A 15,656-nucleotide genomic window follows, 5' to 3' on the forward strand; every position below is an offset into this window, starting at 1 on the left:
ATGGCGAAGAATATTAGAGCATTAGCAGCAAAATGTTGCTTTAGTGTTATTGATCAAGGCCGTAGCTTAAGTGATGAGCTACCTAAAAAACAAGATTTGCTTGAAGGTAAGGATAAAGGACTGCTTCAAGAAATTTGCTATGGGGTAATACGTTATTTACCTGAGCTAGAGCATGATGTTCGGCAACTTATGCAAAAGCCACTAACAGGTAAGCAACGAGTTTTTCACTTTCTTATCATAGTTGGCGTTTACCAAATTAAATATATGCGTGTACCCGATCACGCCGCAGTTAGCGAAACCGTTGCGGCAACATCAGCATTGAAAAATCGTCATATGAAAGCCTTGGTAAATGGCGTATTGAGAAACTTTGTTCGTCAGCAGCAAAATGAAACACAAGACGAAGCGCTTGCTGATGCAGTACGTTTTAATCACCCCGGTTGGTTTATTAAAAAGCTACAAGCGGCCTACCCAAAAAACTGGCAAGCAATATTGCAAGCAAACCAGGTAAAACCACCTATGTGGTTAAGGGTTAATCAGCAGGAAAATAGTTATGAGGATTATCAAGCCTTATTAACCAATGCTGATATAGAAATAAAAAACATTGATAAATTCAGCCAAGCAATTGAATTAACAAAAGCGGTTGAGGTTACTAAGCTACCGGGCTTTGAACAAGGTTGGGTGTCAATTCAAGATGCTGCCGCACAGCAAGCAGCTCGTCTATTAGATTGCCAAGCTGGCGATGTTGTTCTTGACTGCTGCGCAGCACCTGGGGGCAAAACTTGCCATATACTTGAACAAACACCGCAAATTCAATCTATGACCGCCATAGATATAGAACAAGACAGGTTAACACGCGTAAGCGACAACCTAAGCAGGTTGAATTTGAAGGCAAATATTATCGCCGGCGATGCTGCAAGTAAAGATTGGTGGCAAGGTGAAATGTTTGATCGCATCTTACTTGATGCCCCCTGCTCTGGCACAGGTGTTATAAGACGTCACCCAGATATAAAGTGGCTGCGAAAAGCATCAGATATCTCTACACTAGTGGAGTTACAACAGCAAATATTAAAAAACATATGGTCTTTGCTTAAGCCCGGTGGTACTTTGCTTTATGCAACTTGTAGTATTTTACCTGAAGAAAACCGTGAGCAAATTAAGCACTTTGTTGAACAAACTGCTGATGCCGAATTATTAGCAATTGCTCAAAGTGATGATGACATTGGTTGGCAACTTTTACCTGATGAGCGCAATATGGATGGTTTTTACTATGCCAAACTCATTAAAAAAGCATCTTAACCATAACCTAAGCATGTAAACGAGTATAAAAATAACAAATGAAAATAATCATAGTGGGCGCAGGACAAGTGGGTGGCACCTTAGCTGAAAACCTTGTCGGTGAGAACAATGAAATATCAGTTGTTGATATTGATGCAGAAAAATTGCGCAACTTGCAAGATAAAATGGACTTGCAAGTCGTCACTGGTCAAGGTTACTACCCGGAAGTATTACGAAATGCTGGTGGCGAAGATGCCGATATGGTCATTGCGGTAACCAGTGACGATGCGACCAATATGATCACTTGTCAAATATGCTCTTCTTTATTTAACACTCATAAAAAAATTGCCCGTATTCGCTCAAATCAGGTACTTAAGCATTCACAAGCACTGTTTCACAAAAAACACATTCCTGTTGACCATGTTATCGCCCCAGAGCAGCTAGTTACTCGTGATATTGCGCGCTTGATTGATTACCCTGGTGCGCTGCAAGTACTTGAATTTGCTGAAGGTAAAGTTAGTTTAGTTGCCGTAAAAGCCTATTATGGTGGTTTACTGGTTGGTCATGCTTTATCAACTTTAAAAGATCATATCCCTAATGTTGATACGCGAGTAGCCGCCATTTATCGAAATGGCAAACCTATCAGGCCATTAGGCACTACCGTGATTGAAGCAGACGATGAGGTATTTTTTATTGCTGCCAGTATTCATATTCGCGCAGTAATGAATGAGCTACAAAAACTCGAGCCTGCTTATAAGCGTATCATGATTGCCGGCGGTGGTAATATCGGTGCAGGCCTTGCAAGAATATTAGAGAAAAACCATCAAGTTAAACTGATTGAGCGCAATAGCAAACGTGCAGAAAAACTCACTTCTGAGCTCAATGAAACCTTAGTGTTTCAAGGTGACTCTTCTGATCAAGAGTTACTAACAGAAGAAAACATCGAACAGTTTGATGTCTTTATTGCGGTCACTAACGATGATGAAGCTAATATTATGTCATCACTGCTAGCGAAAAGACTTGGTGTACGCAAAACCATGGTACTTATTCAACGCGATGCCTATATCGACTTAGTGCATGGCAGCACTATAGATATTGCAATATCACCACAACAAGCAACCATTTCAGCCCTGCTTACCCATGTTCGTAGAGGTACTATAGATAATGTTTACAGCTTGCGCGGTGGCGCAGCAGAAGCAATTGAAATTGTTGCCAAGGGTGATGAAAAGTCATCAAAAGTAGTTGGCCGAGCAATTAAATCAATTAAATTACCACCGGGTACAACCATAGGCGCCATAGTTCGCGGCAGTGAAGTATTAATAGCCCACTCCAACACACTCATTCGTGAAGAAGATCACGTTATATTATTCTTAGTAAATAAGAAATATATTAGTGATGTAGAAAAGCTGTTCCAAGTTAGCGCAATTTATTTCTAACAACTAGGGTGCTTATCACCTAGTTCGCCAGACATACTTATTTACAGCTAATTGCTTATTTTTAGGTTAGTTAGCTGTAATAATAGTGATTTATACTCATTAAAGTCATGACAGGGATTTTATGAAAATCACTAACACTCTCTCTGCTATTACACTGGCATTATCAGGTTTATCACTTTCATCGCATGCGCAACTCGCCAACAATAGCGATAACTGGCAAACCTTTGAAACCGAAAACTTCCGCGTTCATTACACCGAAAATTACAAGCAATGGGCATTATCAAGTGCTCGCGAGCTAGAGCAAGTAAGAAAATTAGTAAAACAGCAACAAGGTCGAGTGTTACAAGAAAAAGTTGATGCTTATATAATCGACTCCTATAACTCTGCTAATGGTTTTGCTGTACCACTGAGCAATAAGCCTTACATGGCGCTTTTTACTACCCCGCCACTGTCTGACAGTATTATTGCCAACGCTACCAGTTGGCAGCAAATATTGGTATTGCATGAATATGTACATCTAGTTCATCTCGCGCAACAAAGTCGCTCCAAACTAAGAAATAATATCAGTAACTGGTTTGATATTTACGAAGCTAGCCAGATAAAAGGTGAGCGTTGGGTAGCTGAAGGTTATGCAACCTTGCTGGAATCACAAATGACAGGTACAGGCCGATTATTCAATAACCAGGTTGAAGCCATTTTGCAGCAATTTGCCCGCCAAGGCGCTCTGCCCTCATATGAGCAACTCAGTAATGCAGACGATAACTTTATGTCAGGCTCAATGGCTTATATAGTTGGTGTACGTTACCTAACATGGCTAGAAGAAAACTACGGCAAAGAAACACTTGATGCGGTATGGACACGTTGGTCAGCCGTTAAAAATAGAACTTTCCATCAAGCCTTTAACGGTGTTTTTCCTGACTCGGCAAAAAACCTTTATCAACGCTTTGTCGCCGAATACACCTATAAAGCCATGACAAAAGAAGCGCAATTCTCCAGCTTAGATTCAAAGCTTTGGATGGATTTAACCGGTTATGTTGACGCACCAACACTAAACCCTAGCGGAGAGCAATTAGCCGTTGTTGAAACCGAAATTAAAGATGGTAAAGCTAAAGTAACCCTTAACATATATAGCACTAAAGAAAATACTGAAAAAGCTAAAGAGTTTGAAAAAAACACCAAAGAACTATTAGCCAAAGATCCCCTAGATATTGCTGACAAAGCCCCCGAGGTATTTAAGCGAAAACAGCTGTTTACGCTTAACCAAACCAACCAACGAGGTATTAAAAACCCACGTTGGCTTAATGATGACACCATTATTTTTGGTTCAACCAGCTTAAATGGCAAAAATGAGTTTCATAAAGACTTAATTATCTGGCAGTTATCTAATAATCAAGTAACGCAATTAACTCGTGGTGAAAACTTAAGGCGCTTTGATATCGCCCCAGATGGTCAATCGATTATTGCTGAGCGTAGTCGTTACGGGCAGTCTCAATTGGTTAGAGTCAGCTTAGCTGATAATAATAAAGGCACGGTAATCGAAGAAATCACTAACGCAAGTACTAATCAGGTTTATGATTTTCCACGATTTAAACCAACAAATAAGCCAACTGAAAGCACTGAGCTTGCTTACCTTGTTAGTACCCTCAATAATAAATGGGCATTGAGAGTTAAAGATCTTAATACAAATGAAGAATTAGCCATACCATTACCAACAGACTACCAGTATTTGTCTTTTCCTGAGTGGTCTAAAGATGGTGAATATATTTACTATGTTGCTGGTAAACATGGCATGACTAAGCTTTATCAATACCATATCGCTAACAATAACCTATCTGCCATAAGTTCAGGCGAGCAAGCTGTCACTTGGCCTACTTTAGATAAGCAAAACAACTTACTACATTTAGCTATTTCAGCTAATGGCCCTGATATTTATCAAGTTAACTTAGCCGAAGTAGAAAAGACTGCAATAACTAACACTACAATTAAAACAAATATTAATAAAAAACAGGCTTCAAAATACCTACTTGCTGATGCTAGCATGGCAGTAGATGAAACACTTGGTGAAAATTCAAATTACGGTGTTGGCCCACAAGAAGGCACTATTACCTTAGGCGAAAGTTATTATTCAGCAAGTAGTAGCATGTTTGAGTTAGGCTATAAAAGCGGAGATATATTAGAGCGCTTTGATTGGCAGGTAAATATTAGTCAGGATGTCTTTGATAACATTCTTTCCGGCTACGCTGGCACAGTACGTTGGCAAGGCTGGCCGGTCAAACTGTTGGCTCATGGCTACCAATTTGACCTTAAAACTGACAAACAATACTCGGATGCATTAGCGTTTGGCAAAATCAAAGAAAAAGGTCTTTTTGTAGAAGCCAGCTACCCATTCAGCTATGACACCTTTGCTATCGATAGCTTTGTCCAAGCTAAATACCAAACCTTAGCAAAAGAAGATAGTTATTACCTTTCAGCGGGTTTTAGACAACACTGGTCGCTAGATAAGCAAACTTGGGGAATAAAACAAAGCTTTACTGGGCAATTTATGCTGGGCGATCAAGATAATCAAGCATCAAGTTATCAAGGGTCAAACGGCTCTATCGATATCAATGGTCACTTTAATAACTTCGGCTTAGGCTTTAGCTACACTTGGGCTGAACGCTCGAAAGATGCTGGTAATATTTTATCGCTTGGTGGCTACACCTCCACCTTAATGCAAAATAAAGCTCATCTAAATAAGAAATTAACGCCAGAACTCGCCTTTTATCAACAAATTGGCAATGACTACCAAAGCTATCAGGCCTATATACCCTTTGAGTTTGGCCAGCTATTCTATCGCCGACATGATATGAATGAGCAAGAACAAATCGACAGCTATGGTATTAGCGGCACAGTTAATGGCAGCTTTGGTTTTACCGGCATCAATAATATTTCACTTAACTTAGGTATTGCTCAAGTTAACCCTGAAAATAGTAAGTCAGAAACTCAAGGTTGGATAGGTTTAAGTCACCAATGGTAGTTTAATCAACAATATAGATTAGGTTGTACATACATTATAACCATTTTGTATATACAACTTCTAACTGTTATAAACTAGAAGAAATGCTTACGTTTAACTGTTATGAACGCCAGAATGCTGGCGTAAATAACACCAGTAAAGTGAATATTTCTAAACGACCAAATAACATTGCCATAATAAGTACCCACTTACTCATATCGCTAATGCTAGAAAAGTTAGCGGCGACTTCTCCTAAACCAGGGCCAAGGTTATTAATACAAGCTGCAACGGCGGTAAAAGCGGTTATATCATCCATTCCTGCGGCTAAAAGCAACAACATACAAATAACAAACACCGCTGCATAGGCTGAAAAAAAGCCCCAAACCGCTTCAACTACCCTATCGGGCAACACTTTTTTACCTAATTTAATACTAAATATTGCCTTAGGGTGAACTAGCTTATTTAACTCACGTAGACCTTGTAAGTACAGCAGTAACACCCGAACAACCTTCATACCGCCACCAGTACTACCAGCACAACCGCCAATAAAACTAGAAAATATTAATAAAATAGGTAGTAATGTTGGCCAATCAGCAAATGATGTGGTGGCAAAGCCTGCTGTAGTACTTATAGAAACTGACTGAAATAACGCCTGATCTAATGCAACATCAGCATCTTGGTAAGTACCAGTCGCCATTAAAACGGTAAAACAAATTAAGGTAAGCACTACTTGGATTGCGATAAAAACTTTGAACTCTGGGTCATAAAAATAATTTTTCAATGACTTACTTTGTAAAACCGCATAGTGAAGGGCAAAGTTAACGCCAGCAATAATTAAAAAGAACACACAAACCAAGTTAATTGTTGGGCTATTAAAATACCCCATACTGGCATCATGGGTAGAGAAACCACCTATAGCCACCGTAGAAAACGAATGACAAATAGCATCAAACACTGACATGCCAGCTAACCAGTAAGAAAAAGCACAAGCCACTGTTAGGCCTAAATAAATATACCAGAGGTGTTTTGCCGTATCGGCAATCCGCGGCGTCATTTTAGAATCTTTTACAGGGCCTGGCGTTTCAGCACGATAAAGCTGCATACCACCAATACCTAACATAGGTAATACAGCTACTGCTAAAACGATAATCCCCATACCGCCAAGCCATTGTAGTTGCTGACGATAAAACAATACCGCGTGCGGCAATGCTTCAATATTATTAAGTATGGTTGCCCCGGTAGTAGTTAAGCCAGAAAATGACTCAAAAAAAGCATCTGTTTTTGATAAATTTGGCTCTTCTAGTAGCATTAACGGGATCGCGGAAAAGCTTGCTAATACTAGCCAAAACAAGACAACAATTAAAAAGCCTTCTCGTGCTCGTAAGTCTGTTTTTTCATTACGGTTAGGGTACCAAGCAATTAAACCGGTAAATAAACACCAAAGAAAAGCCATAAGAAAGGGTACACCACCACCATCTCGATAAAGCATAGATATTAATGCTGGCGGCAACATAGTAACGCTCAGTAATGCCACCAGTAATCCTAATATTCTTATTATGTTCTTATATTGCACTTTGCTTTCTTATCTTTTTATTGGCTAATCCATTGATGCCAGTGTTAAAGCACCTGATGACATAGTTTGAATATTTTGCTTAAAAGTCGCTAATTTATCAAACGGTATAGCAAGCTCAAATGTTACCTGCTGTTGATAATCTTGCCTAATAACCTGCCCTTTTACTTGTGCTAGCAAGTGCAAAATATCATCAACTTGGCTATATTGACACGCTAGCGATTTATGCACCATAGCTATTTTCATTTCTGATTGTAACAGTGTAAGCGCTTGGCGAACACTTCCAGCATAAGCACGCTGCAAGCCGCCTGTGCCTAGCTTTACACCACCGAAATAACGAACAACCACAGCACAAACCTGGCCAACACCGCCACCTTGCAATACATTCAGCATAGGCTTACCTGCAGTTCCACTAGGCTCACCATCATCTGAAAAGCCATAACTTTGACTATCATTAACCGAGCCAGTAATAAAAGCATAACAATGATGATTCGCTTGAGGATGCAAGACTTGCAGCTCTTTCACTATCTCTTTAGCTTGTGCTGCACTCTCACATGGACGTAGATAACAAATAAAACGACTGCGATTAACCAATGTTTCTTCTTCAACTTGATTAATCGCTATCGGGTAGGACTGGGTCATAAATTTAACTAAACACTCGCCATAATTAGCTCAGGCCGAGATCGCGGGTCATGTTTTCATTATGTGACTGATGAACAATAATATTGTCTTCAATGCGAATACCGCCAAATGGACGTAACTCTTCAATATTTTGCCAATTAACCTGATCAGAGTTTGACGACACTTTTAAATCAGCAAGCAAGGAGTCAATAAAATATAAACCTGGCTCAATGGTAAATACCTGCCCTGTTTCTATCACACGCGAAGTTCTTAAGAATGGATGCTCTTGTGGTGCATTAACATGAGTACCACGTTCATCAGCCATAAAGCCACCCACATCATGCGTTTGTAAGCCAAGGTGATGACCCAAACCATGCGGGAAAAAGCTAGAAACCACACCTGAGGCAACGGCAGTATCAGCATCCACAGTAATTAAGTTAAATTCCCTTAATACCTTAGCAATTTCTCTGTGGGTATTAATATGTAAGTCCACATAACTTAATCCTGGTTTTAAGCCATCAACCGCTTTTAGCATCAATTGATCCATACGGGTAATTAATTCGGCAAACTTATCCCGCCTAAAAGAATAAGTGCGAGTAATATCTGAGGCATAACCATTAAACTGTGCGCCAGCGTCAATCAAAAAAGACTGATGATTTTGCGGGGCAACTTTATCTAGCGCGGTGTAATGTAAAATAGAGCAGTTTCGGTTTAAGGCAACAATATTGCCATAAGGAGTATCATTAGTAGTACAACCAACCGCTTTTAAATATGCATTTTGAATATCAAACTCAGTGTCGCCATTTAAAAATGCTTTTTTCGCCGCTAAGTGACCTAACACCGCGAGTCGATTAGATTGTCTTAAACACTCTTGTTCATAAGGCGTTTTATAAGCTCTATGGTAGTGAAAGTAATTCACTAATGGCTCAGGATTAATGTTTTCAAAGCCTAATGCTCTAGCGACTTCTAAGTGCTCACCTATATAGGCGTAGCCTTTTTTATCATAAGGCAATAACTGATCAACTTCTGTCGCTTTGCTTAGCACCTTAATATCAAAAAACTCATTCCAATAACTTTCAGGTAAAGGCGTTACTTTATGCCAAAAGTCTACTGGCTGATAATAAATTAGTGTTGGTTTATCTTCGCCATTAATAACTAACCATGAATTAGTTACCTCAGTTAAAGGTAACCAATACTTAAAATGTGGATTGACCCTAAATGGATAGCTATTATCATCAAGGAATGCCTTAAGCTCCTGACCTGAATGAATCACTAAACCTTCAAGGTTTTCACGGGTTAATGCTGTTCTTGCTGTTTTTTGTAATTGTGCGATATGAGCAGGAAATAAGCTCGCCAACTTATCATTAACTAGTGTCATGCAGATCTCTCCAAAATTTTTTCGCCATCATAGCATAAACCCTTATGCTGATAACGAAACTAAATCAATCTATCTTATCAATGTTGTTCAGAATGCTTTGCAGGGTTTATGCCAGCAGGATTAGTCACCAATATTCATATTGATTACCGTATCAAAAACGCTACTGACCTGCCCTGGCTTGTGCTGATATATTTCTTGGTAAGCCAACACACTTTTAACGTAATTACGGGTTTCTTTAAACGGTATGGTTTCTATCCATATATCCGCGGGCAATGCTTTTACATTTTTAAGCCAACGTTTTACTCGATAAGGCCCAGCGTTATAAGCTGCCGTTGCCAAAACCTGATTACCTTCATTTTTATCAAGTAACTGCCGTAAATACTTAGTCCCCAATTGAATATTATTCTCGGCATTGAGTAAGTACTTTTTATTAACTTTACCGCGCTTTAAGTTTTTAGCAGTATTTGGCATCAACTGCATTAAACCACGCGCACCTGCTGATGAGTATGCATCTGTCATAAAAGAGCTTTCTCTACGGGTAATGGCAAACGCCCAAGCAGGATTAATTTGTTGATTGTTAGCATGGTGATTTATTTTTTTATCAAAGGCTTTCGGAAAGCGCAATTCAACATCATCTAAATAACCTACCTGAGACAAAGTAAAAATTGCTCTATCAAACCAATTATTTTCATTAGCAACTTTTGCTGCTACCAGCTTTTCTTTATTACTCAGTTTTGATAACCAGAAATTCCACTCTCTGCGAGCCTGAGTAAAGCGCTTAAGATAAAATAATTCAAAAGCACGTTTTGCACTTGGATGCGCTAATACCTGTTGTTTCTCCGCTAGAGTTATATTGACAGGTTTATGCTGTAAACTTACCGGCGCTTGTAGGTAACTTGCCGCTAAAAAGCCATAATAATGCCGCTTATCAGCTAGGTTATCCATAATTTGCTTACCTTGACTAAGCTGGTCAGTGGCAATTAAGGCTCTGGCGTACCAATATTGCCACTGCAAATCTTGCTGCTGACTTTCAGGTAGCTGTTTTAACTCTTTAATCACTCGATGCCAATCTTGCTCTTTCAATAGCTCAGTAATACGCCACTGCAGCATATTTTCATTTAGTTGCGCTGGTTGTAATTTATCTAACCAAGTGCGCGCGGCTTTATGATTTTTATTTGCCAAGGCTAAGGCAAATTTTTCTGTAATTTGCTGATTTTGCTCATCAGTAAGCGGAAATACTTTTAGCGCTTTCTTGTAAGTTTTTATCGCTCGATTAGGATCACGCCATACTAAGCGCTTAATGCCATAAGTAAATATTTGTGCTTCTTTAGCAGATTTGTTTGGAAAATACTTTAAGCGACTCACAATGGCGGGATCTCGGCGCACTTTATGCCATAAACTTGCTAAATATTGCTGCTCTTTCGGTAACAGCTTAGTTAAATATGGAATTAAAGTATGTTTACCACCGTCTGCTGCCAGCTCTACTCGCTGCCAAACCACATCATCTGTGCGATACCCAGATTTTTGCCAGCGCTCAAATAACGGGTCACAGGCTTTATCTTGTGATTTACCAACAAGCCATAAAGGCGTTACTTGCGGCAATATATCAGCCTCTTTACTCCCGGTTTTAAGGGCATACTTTAAATGCTGGCAAGTTAATAGCACATTAGAGGTTGGCTTAAAGAACTGCATAAATAGCAACGGCTGGTTTTTCTTTGCTAAGAACTTTAACCATGCTTTACGCAAAGGCCAATCTAATGGTGAATCTTCATATTTAGTGAGAAAAGCCTTAATTTCGGTTGCATCAGACAACTTCATTTTATCCATTAAACGACGCTGATCTAGATAAGGTTGCAGTGGGTAATAATGCAGTTGATTATAGTAATCTATATATTGTCTGCTCTGTGATTGCGAAGTTAAGCGCTCAGCTTTTAAAAATAACTGTTGTTGATTTTTATCTGTGGTTACCGCTAAAGGTTGACTAGCAAAGCCAGGTTTGAAAAAGGCAAGGCTTAAGGCGCTAAGCAGTAATATCGCTTTAACTTTATGCCAACAATATAGCAACTTATCAGCAAAACCTCTCAAACGCCTATTTACCTGCATTATATAACCTTAACACCTTTCATTTTTACGTCGATAATTATAGCTTAACTCATTCACTAGCTGTTGTGCTAAGCTATTTTCCAGCATACTTACCGCTTTCTATTAAGAAACGTTTATCCCCTTTAATAATCAGGTATAATTTAGCTTCTTTTTATTTTTTTGTAAGCAAAATACCGCTATATGACAGCAAATATTTTTCAAAACACAGATCACTCATTAGACGCTATTGGTTTGCGCTGTCCTGAGCCAGTTATGATGGTACGTAAACAAATTCGAAATATTGCCAGTGGAGAGACGCTTTTAGTGCAATGTGATGATCCTTCAACGACACGAGACATTCCTAGTTTTTGTCGATTTATGGAACACGAGCTAGTTGCACAACAAACAGCTGAACTGCCCTATTTATATGTGATCAAAAAGAGTTAGCTTGAGCGTGTTGATAATAACAGCAACACGCTCTGAACTTTTCAAATAATTATTTCACTTAGAATTAAGCTGTTTCTTTGATTTTTTTAATCATTACAAATAGTTTATCTTTTAATAGTAAACGTTCTTTCTTTTTTGTTTCAAGATAGTCATCACAGGTATTTTCTACTCCTTGTTCAATGCGATGAACTTCTTGATCGATTTCATGATACTCAGCAAATAAGCGTGCAAAGTGGTTATCATTCATTTTTAAGTAATGAATTTCATCATTATATTCTGGGAACTCGTGGTGCAAATCATGTTTTTCTAATGTCATGCTAATCTCCTAATTCGCGCAATCAATGCATGTGGTTATGTAAGGCAGCGCTTGTAATCTTTGTGGGTTAATTGCTTCGTTGCAGCCACTACAGTGTCCGTATGTACCTGCGGCTAATCTATTTAATGCTTCATTAATAAGGCTAAGTTCGGCTTTTGCTTCATGATGTATTTCATCAAGCACACCATCGTTTTCAGTTTCCGATGCTTGCTCGGCAAAGTCTTGTGATCGACCTTTGTGAAAGTCTGCCTCAATCGCCGTAATTCTTTTTCTTAGCTCTTGCTGTTTATTTTTCAGCTGAGTTTCAATTTGTTCAAGTTGCATTTCTCACTCCTTAAGTAGCCTATAATTTTAGAAATTTTTCCCTGTAAAATTGTCTAGCTACAAATTAACCATACTCCTTACAGCTAAAGAGTTTTTGATCCAGCACAAGCATTTTCACGTTTTTTAGGCATAAAAAAAGAGCATATCGCTATGCCCTTTTTCGCCATGATTTAATGATAGTTTTTTACTGTAAAAGTGATATATCCGCTATATCAAAGAAACAGGCTCTTACTTGATTAAGTAAGGTTAAGCGATTGGTTTTCACCGCTTCATCATCACTCATAACCATGACATTATCAAAGAAGGTATCAATAGGCGCTTTAAGCTGTGCTAACTCAGTTAACGCTGCTTGATAATCTTTATTTGCCATAAACGGCGCAACCTTTTCACTAATTTCAGCAAAAGCAGCTGCCAAGGCTTGCTCTTCTGCTTCCGTAGCCAGCTCGCTATTAAAGCTTTGGAATAGCTCACCATCAAACTTAGCGAGTATGTTACCAACACGCTTATTCGCTGCTGCTAGTGTTTCTGCTTCAGCTAATTGACTAAAGTAGCTTACCGCTTTGATGCGCTTGTCAAAATCTAATGGTGCACTCGGCTTTTTCGCAAGTACCGCTTGAATAACATCAACATTAATATTTTGCTCTTGATAAAACGCTTTAAAACGTCCCATTACGAAATCTAATACATCACTCGCGGTGTTTTCATTACTTAGCTTATCAGCAAATAATTCTATGCTACGAGAAATAAGCGCTGAAAGGTCTAAATTTAGCTGTTTCTCGATTATGATACGGATAACACCAATTGCAGCTCTTCTTAGCGCAAATGGGTCTTTATCGCCTTTTGGCGGCTGATTAATACCAAAGATGCCAACTAAGCTATCAATTTTATCGGCAATAGCAACCGCACAACCAATATTAGCTTCAGGCAAGCTATCACCTGAGAATCTTGGGCGATACTGATCTTCTAGTGCTTGCGCAATAGCGGCACTTTCACCATCGTGCTGAGCATAGTACTTACCCATAGTTCCCTGTACTTGTGGAAACTCAAGTACCATATCAGACATAAGATCGGTTTTACTTAATAAACCTGCTCGATAAGCATCAGCACTGTTTTCATTTAATTGCTCAGCAATAAACTGACTAAGCTGTGCAATTCGCTCAGATTTATCTTTTAACGTACCTAGCTGCTTTTGGAACAAGACTGAATCAAGTGTTGTTAATCTTGATTCTAAGCTTTGCTTTTTATCTGTTTTAAAGAAAAACTCAGCATCAGCTAATCGTGGACGAATAACCTTTTCATTACCAAAAATAACCTGTTGTGGTTCTTTACTTTCAATATTGGCAACAAAGATAAATTTGTTCATTAAGTTGCCGTTATTATCGCGAACAGGGAAGTATTTTTGATGATCTTGCATTGAGTAAATTAATGGCTCAGCAGGCACTGATAAAAACTCTTCATCAAAAGTACCAACTAAAGTCACAGGCCATTCATTAATACTGGTAACTTCTTCAAGTAAGTCAGCATCGACAATAGCATTACCACCTATATCAGCGGCAACTTTTGCTACTTGTGATTCAATAAGGGCTTTACGTTGCTGATAATCAGCAATAACAAATGCGCTTTCTAATACGCTTTGATAATTATCCGCATGATCTAAAGTAACTAAGCCTTTATGATGAAAACGGTGCCCTTGTAACTGATTACTTGATTGCACACCTAAGGCTTCACCAGCAATAATTTCACTACCGTACATCATAGTTAATGTATGTGTAGGTCGAATAAACTGGATACGCTCTGCTCCCCAACGCATCGGCTTAGGAATAGGTAATTTGTTTAATGCATTAACGACAATGGCTGGAATCAATTCATGGACAGTTTTACCAGCTTGAACCGCTTTATGTAATAACCACTCACCTTTGTCTGTTGTTAATCTATCAGCTTCAGCAACGGTAATACCGTTAGAACGAGCCCAACCTTCAGCAGCTTTGGTAGGATTTCCGTCAGCATCAAAGGCAACGTTAACCGCAGGGCCACGCTTTTCTACCGCTTTATCAGCTTGCTTAGCCACCAAAGCATTTACTTGAACAGCTAAACGACGTGGCGAAGCAAACCATTTAATGGTTTCATAACCTAGATCGGCACTTTCTAGTTGTGTTTTAATTTGCTCAAAAAATACCGTAGCCAATTTACTTAGCGCTTTGGGTGGTAGTTCTTCTGTACCTAATTCAATTAGTAATGTTTCAGTAGTCATTATGCATCTCCCTTAACATTCACTTGGTCTTTACATAATGGGAAACCCAAAGACTCACGAGCATCGTAATAAGCCTGTGCACAGGCCTTTGCTAAAGCTCTAACACGTAAAATATAACGTTGACGTTCAGTAACTGAAATCGCATGACGAGCGTCTAATAAATTAAAGGCATGAGATGCTTTCATTACTTGTTCGTAGGCAGGTAAAGGTAGACCTTTTTCTATTAAATCTTGTGAAACCTTCTCACATTGATCAAATTGATGGAATAAATCTTTCACATCGGCATGCTCAAAGTTATAGGCTGACTGCTCTACTTCATTTTGATGGAATACATCACGGTAGTAAACTGTGCCCATAGGGCCATCAGTCCAAACAAGATCATAAATGCTATCAACATTTTGGATATACATGGCTAAACGTTCTAAACCATAGGTTATCTCACCTGTAACTGGCGCACACTCTAAGCCACCTACCTGTTGGAAGTAAGTAAACTGGGTAATTTCCATGCCGTTTAACCACACTTCCCAACCAAGACCCCAAGCACCTAATGTTGGTGACTCCCAGTTATCTTCGACAAAGCGGACATCATGAACTAAGGTATCAATTCCTAGCTCTTCTAATGAGTCTAAGTAAAGCTGCTGTATATTCTTAGGTGAAGGCTTCAACATCACTTGAAATTGATAATAATGTTGTAGTCTGTTTGGGTTTTCACCATAACGTCCATCAGTTGGGCGTCGACATGGCTGTACATAAGCACTACTAATTGGCTCAGGACCAATTGAGCGCAAAAATGTCATCGGATGAAAAGTACCTGCTCCAACCTCTAAATCAAGCGGCTGTACGATAACACAACCTTGACGCGACCAATAATCTTGCAACTGCAAGATCAGCCCTTGAAACGTTTTAATATTGAAATTTGTCATGGATTTTCAAATTCACTGTTTATTTTCTACTTGAGCGA

Annotated in this window: 12 protein-coding genes; 4 read left to right on the forward strand and 8 right to left on the reverse strand. The window is 39.1% G+C overall.

Translation table 11 applies throughout. From position 1 onward, the window contains the following. From rsmB to EMK97_RS11465, 3 genes are all read left to right on the forward strand, one after another. Window positions 1–1,296 carry a 16S rRNA (cytosine(967)-C(5))-methyltransferase RsmB gene (rsmB, locus tag EMK97_RS11455; RefSeq protein WP_130602286.1) on the forward strand — a complete coding sequence of 432 codons (1,296 nt, stop codon included), beginning with the start codon at window positions 1–3 and terminating at the stop codon, window positions 1,294–1,296. A 38-nt stretch (window positions 1,297–1,334) separates the two neighbouring features. Next, complete coding sequence (gene trkA, locus EMK97_RS11460) at window positions 1,335–2,711, forward strand: Trk system potassium transporter TrkA (protein WP_130602288.1); 1,377 nt, start codon at window positions 1,335–1,337, stop codon at window positions 2,709–2,711. Window positions 2,712–2,832: 121 nt separating this feature from the next. Next, window positions 2,833–5,727 carry a TolB family protein gene (locus EMK97_RS11465; RefSeq protein WP_130602290.1) on the forward strand — a complete coding sequence of 965 codons (2,895 nt, stop codon included), beginning with the start codon at window positions 2,833–2,835 and terminating at the stop codon, window positions 5,725–5,727. Window positions 5,728–5,827: 100 nt separating this feature from the next. Here the strand turns inward: EMK97_RS11465 and EMK97_RS11470 are convergent, their stop codons facing one another. The 4 genes from EMK97_RS11470 to EMK97_RS11485 form a co-directional block, all read right to left on the reverse strand. Then, on the reverse strand, window positions 5,828–7,279 hold the full coding sequence (locus EMK97_RS11470) for a TrkH family potassium uptake protein (protein ID WP_130602292.1): 1,452 nt from the start codon (window positions 7,277–7,279) through the stop codon (window positions 5,828–5,830). A 24-nt stretch (window positions 7,280–7,303) separates the two neighbouring features. Next, window positions 7,304–7,918 (reverse strand): YigZ family protein, encoded by a 615-nt coding sequence (locus tag EMK97_RS11475; protein WP_130602294.1) that lies wholly within the window; start codon window positions 7,916–7,918, stop codon window positions 7,304–7,306. Between the two features lie 25 nt (window positions 7,919–7,943). Beyond that, window positions 7,944–9,275, reverse strand: a complete 1,332-nt coding sequence (pepQ, locus tag EMK97_RS11480) for a Xaa-Pro dipeptidase (RefSeq protein ID WP_130602296.1) — start codon at window positions 9,273–9,275, stop codon at window positions 7,944–7,946. Between the two features lie 120 nt (window positions 9,276–9,395). Beyond that, window positions 9,396–11,378, reverse strand: a complete 1,983-nt coding sequence (locus EMK97_RS11485; RefSeq protein ID WP_130602298.1) for a transglycosylase SLT domain-containing protein — start codon at window positions 11,376–11,378, stop codon at window positions 9,396–9,398. A 180-nt stretch (window positions 11,379–11,558) separates the two neighbouring features. Here EMK97_RS11485 and tusA point away from each other — a divergent pair, with 180 nt between their 5' ends. Beyond that, window positions 11,559–11,804 carry a sulfurtransferase TusA gene (gene tusA, locus EMK97_RS11490; RefSeq protein ID WP_130602300.1) on the forward strand — a complete coding sequence of 82 codons (246 nt, stop codon included), beginning with the start codon at window positions 11,559–11,561 and terminating at the stop codon, window positions 11,802–11,804. A 64-nt stretch (window positions 11,805–11,868) separates the two neighbouring features. Here tusA and EMK97_RS11495 read toward each other — a convergent pair whose 3' ends face one another. From EMK97_RS11495 to glyQ, 4 genes are all read right to left on the reverse strand, one after another. After that, window positions 11,869–12,120 carry an HP1242/YdcH family protein gene (locus EMK97_RS11495; RefSeq protein ID WP_130602302.1) on the reverse strand — a complete coding sequence of 84 codons (252 nt, stop codon included), beginning with the start codon at window positions 12,118–12,120 and terminating at the stop codon, window positions 11,869–11,871. A gap of 9 nt (window positions 12,121–12,129) precedes the next feature. Then, window positions 12,130–12,444, reverse strand: coding sequence for a TraR/DksA family transcriptional regulator (locus tag EMK97_RS11500; RefSeq protein ID WP_130602304.1), 315 nt, complete (start codon window positions 12,442–12,444; stop codon window positions 12,130–12,132). 184 nt (window positions 12,445–12,628) lie between these two features. Then, complete coding sequence (gene glyS / locus EMK97_RS11505) at window positions 12,629–14,695, reverse strand: glycine--tRNA ligase subunit beta (RefSeq protein WP_130602306.1); 2,067 nt, start codon at window positions 14,693–14,695, stop codon at window positions 12,629–12,631. Continuing rightward, a complete protein-coding gene (glyQ, locus tag EMK97_RS11510) occupies window positions 14,695–15,618 on the reverse strand; it encodes a glycine--tRNA ligase subunit alpha (RefSeq protein WP_130602308.1) in 924 nt (307 codons plus the stop codon). Before glyQ ends, glyS begins: the two co-directional genes overlap by 1 nt. Window positions 15,619–15,656 lie beyond the last annotated feature (38 nt).

This window comes from Litorilituus sediminis (genome assembly GCF_004295665.1).
In the GTDB taxonomy this organism is placed as follows: domain Bacteria; phylum Pseudomonadota; class Gammaproteobacteria; order Enterobacterales; family Alteromonadaceae; genus Colwellia; species Colwellia sediminis.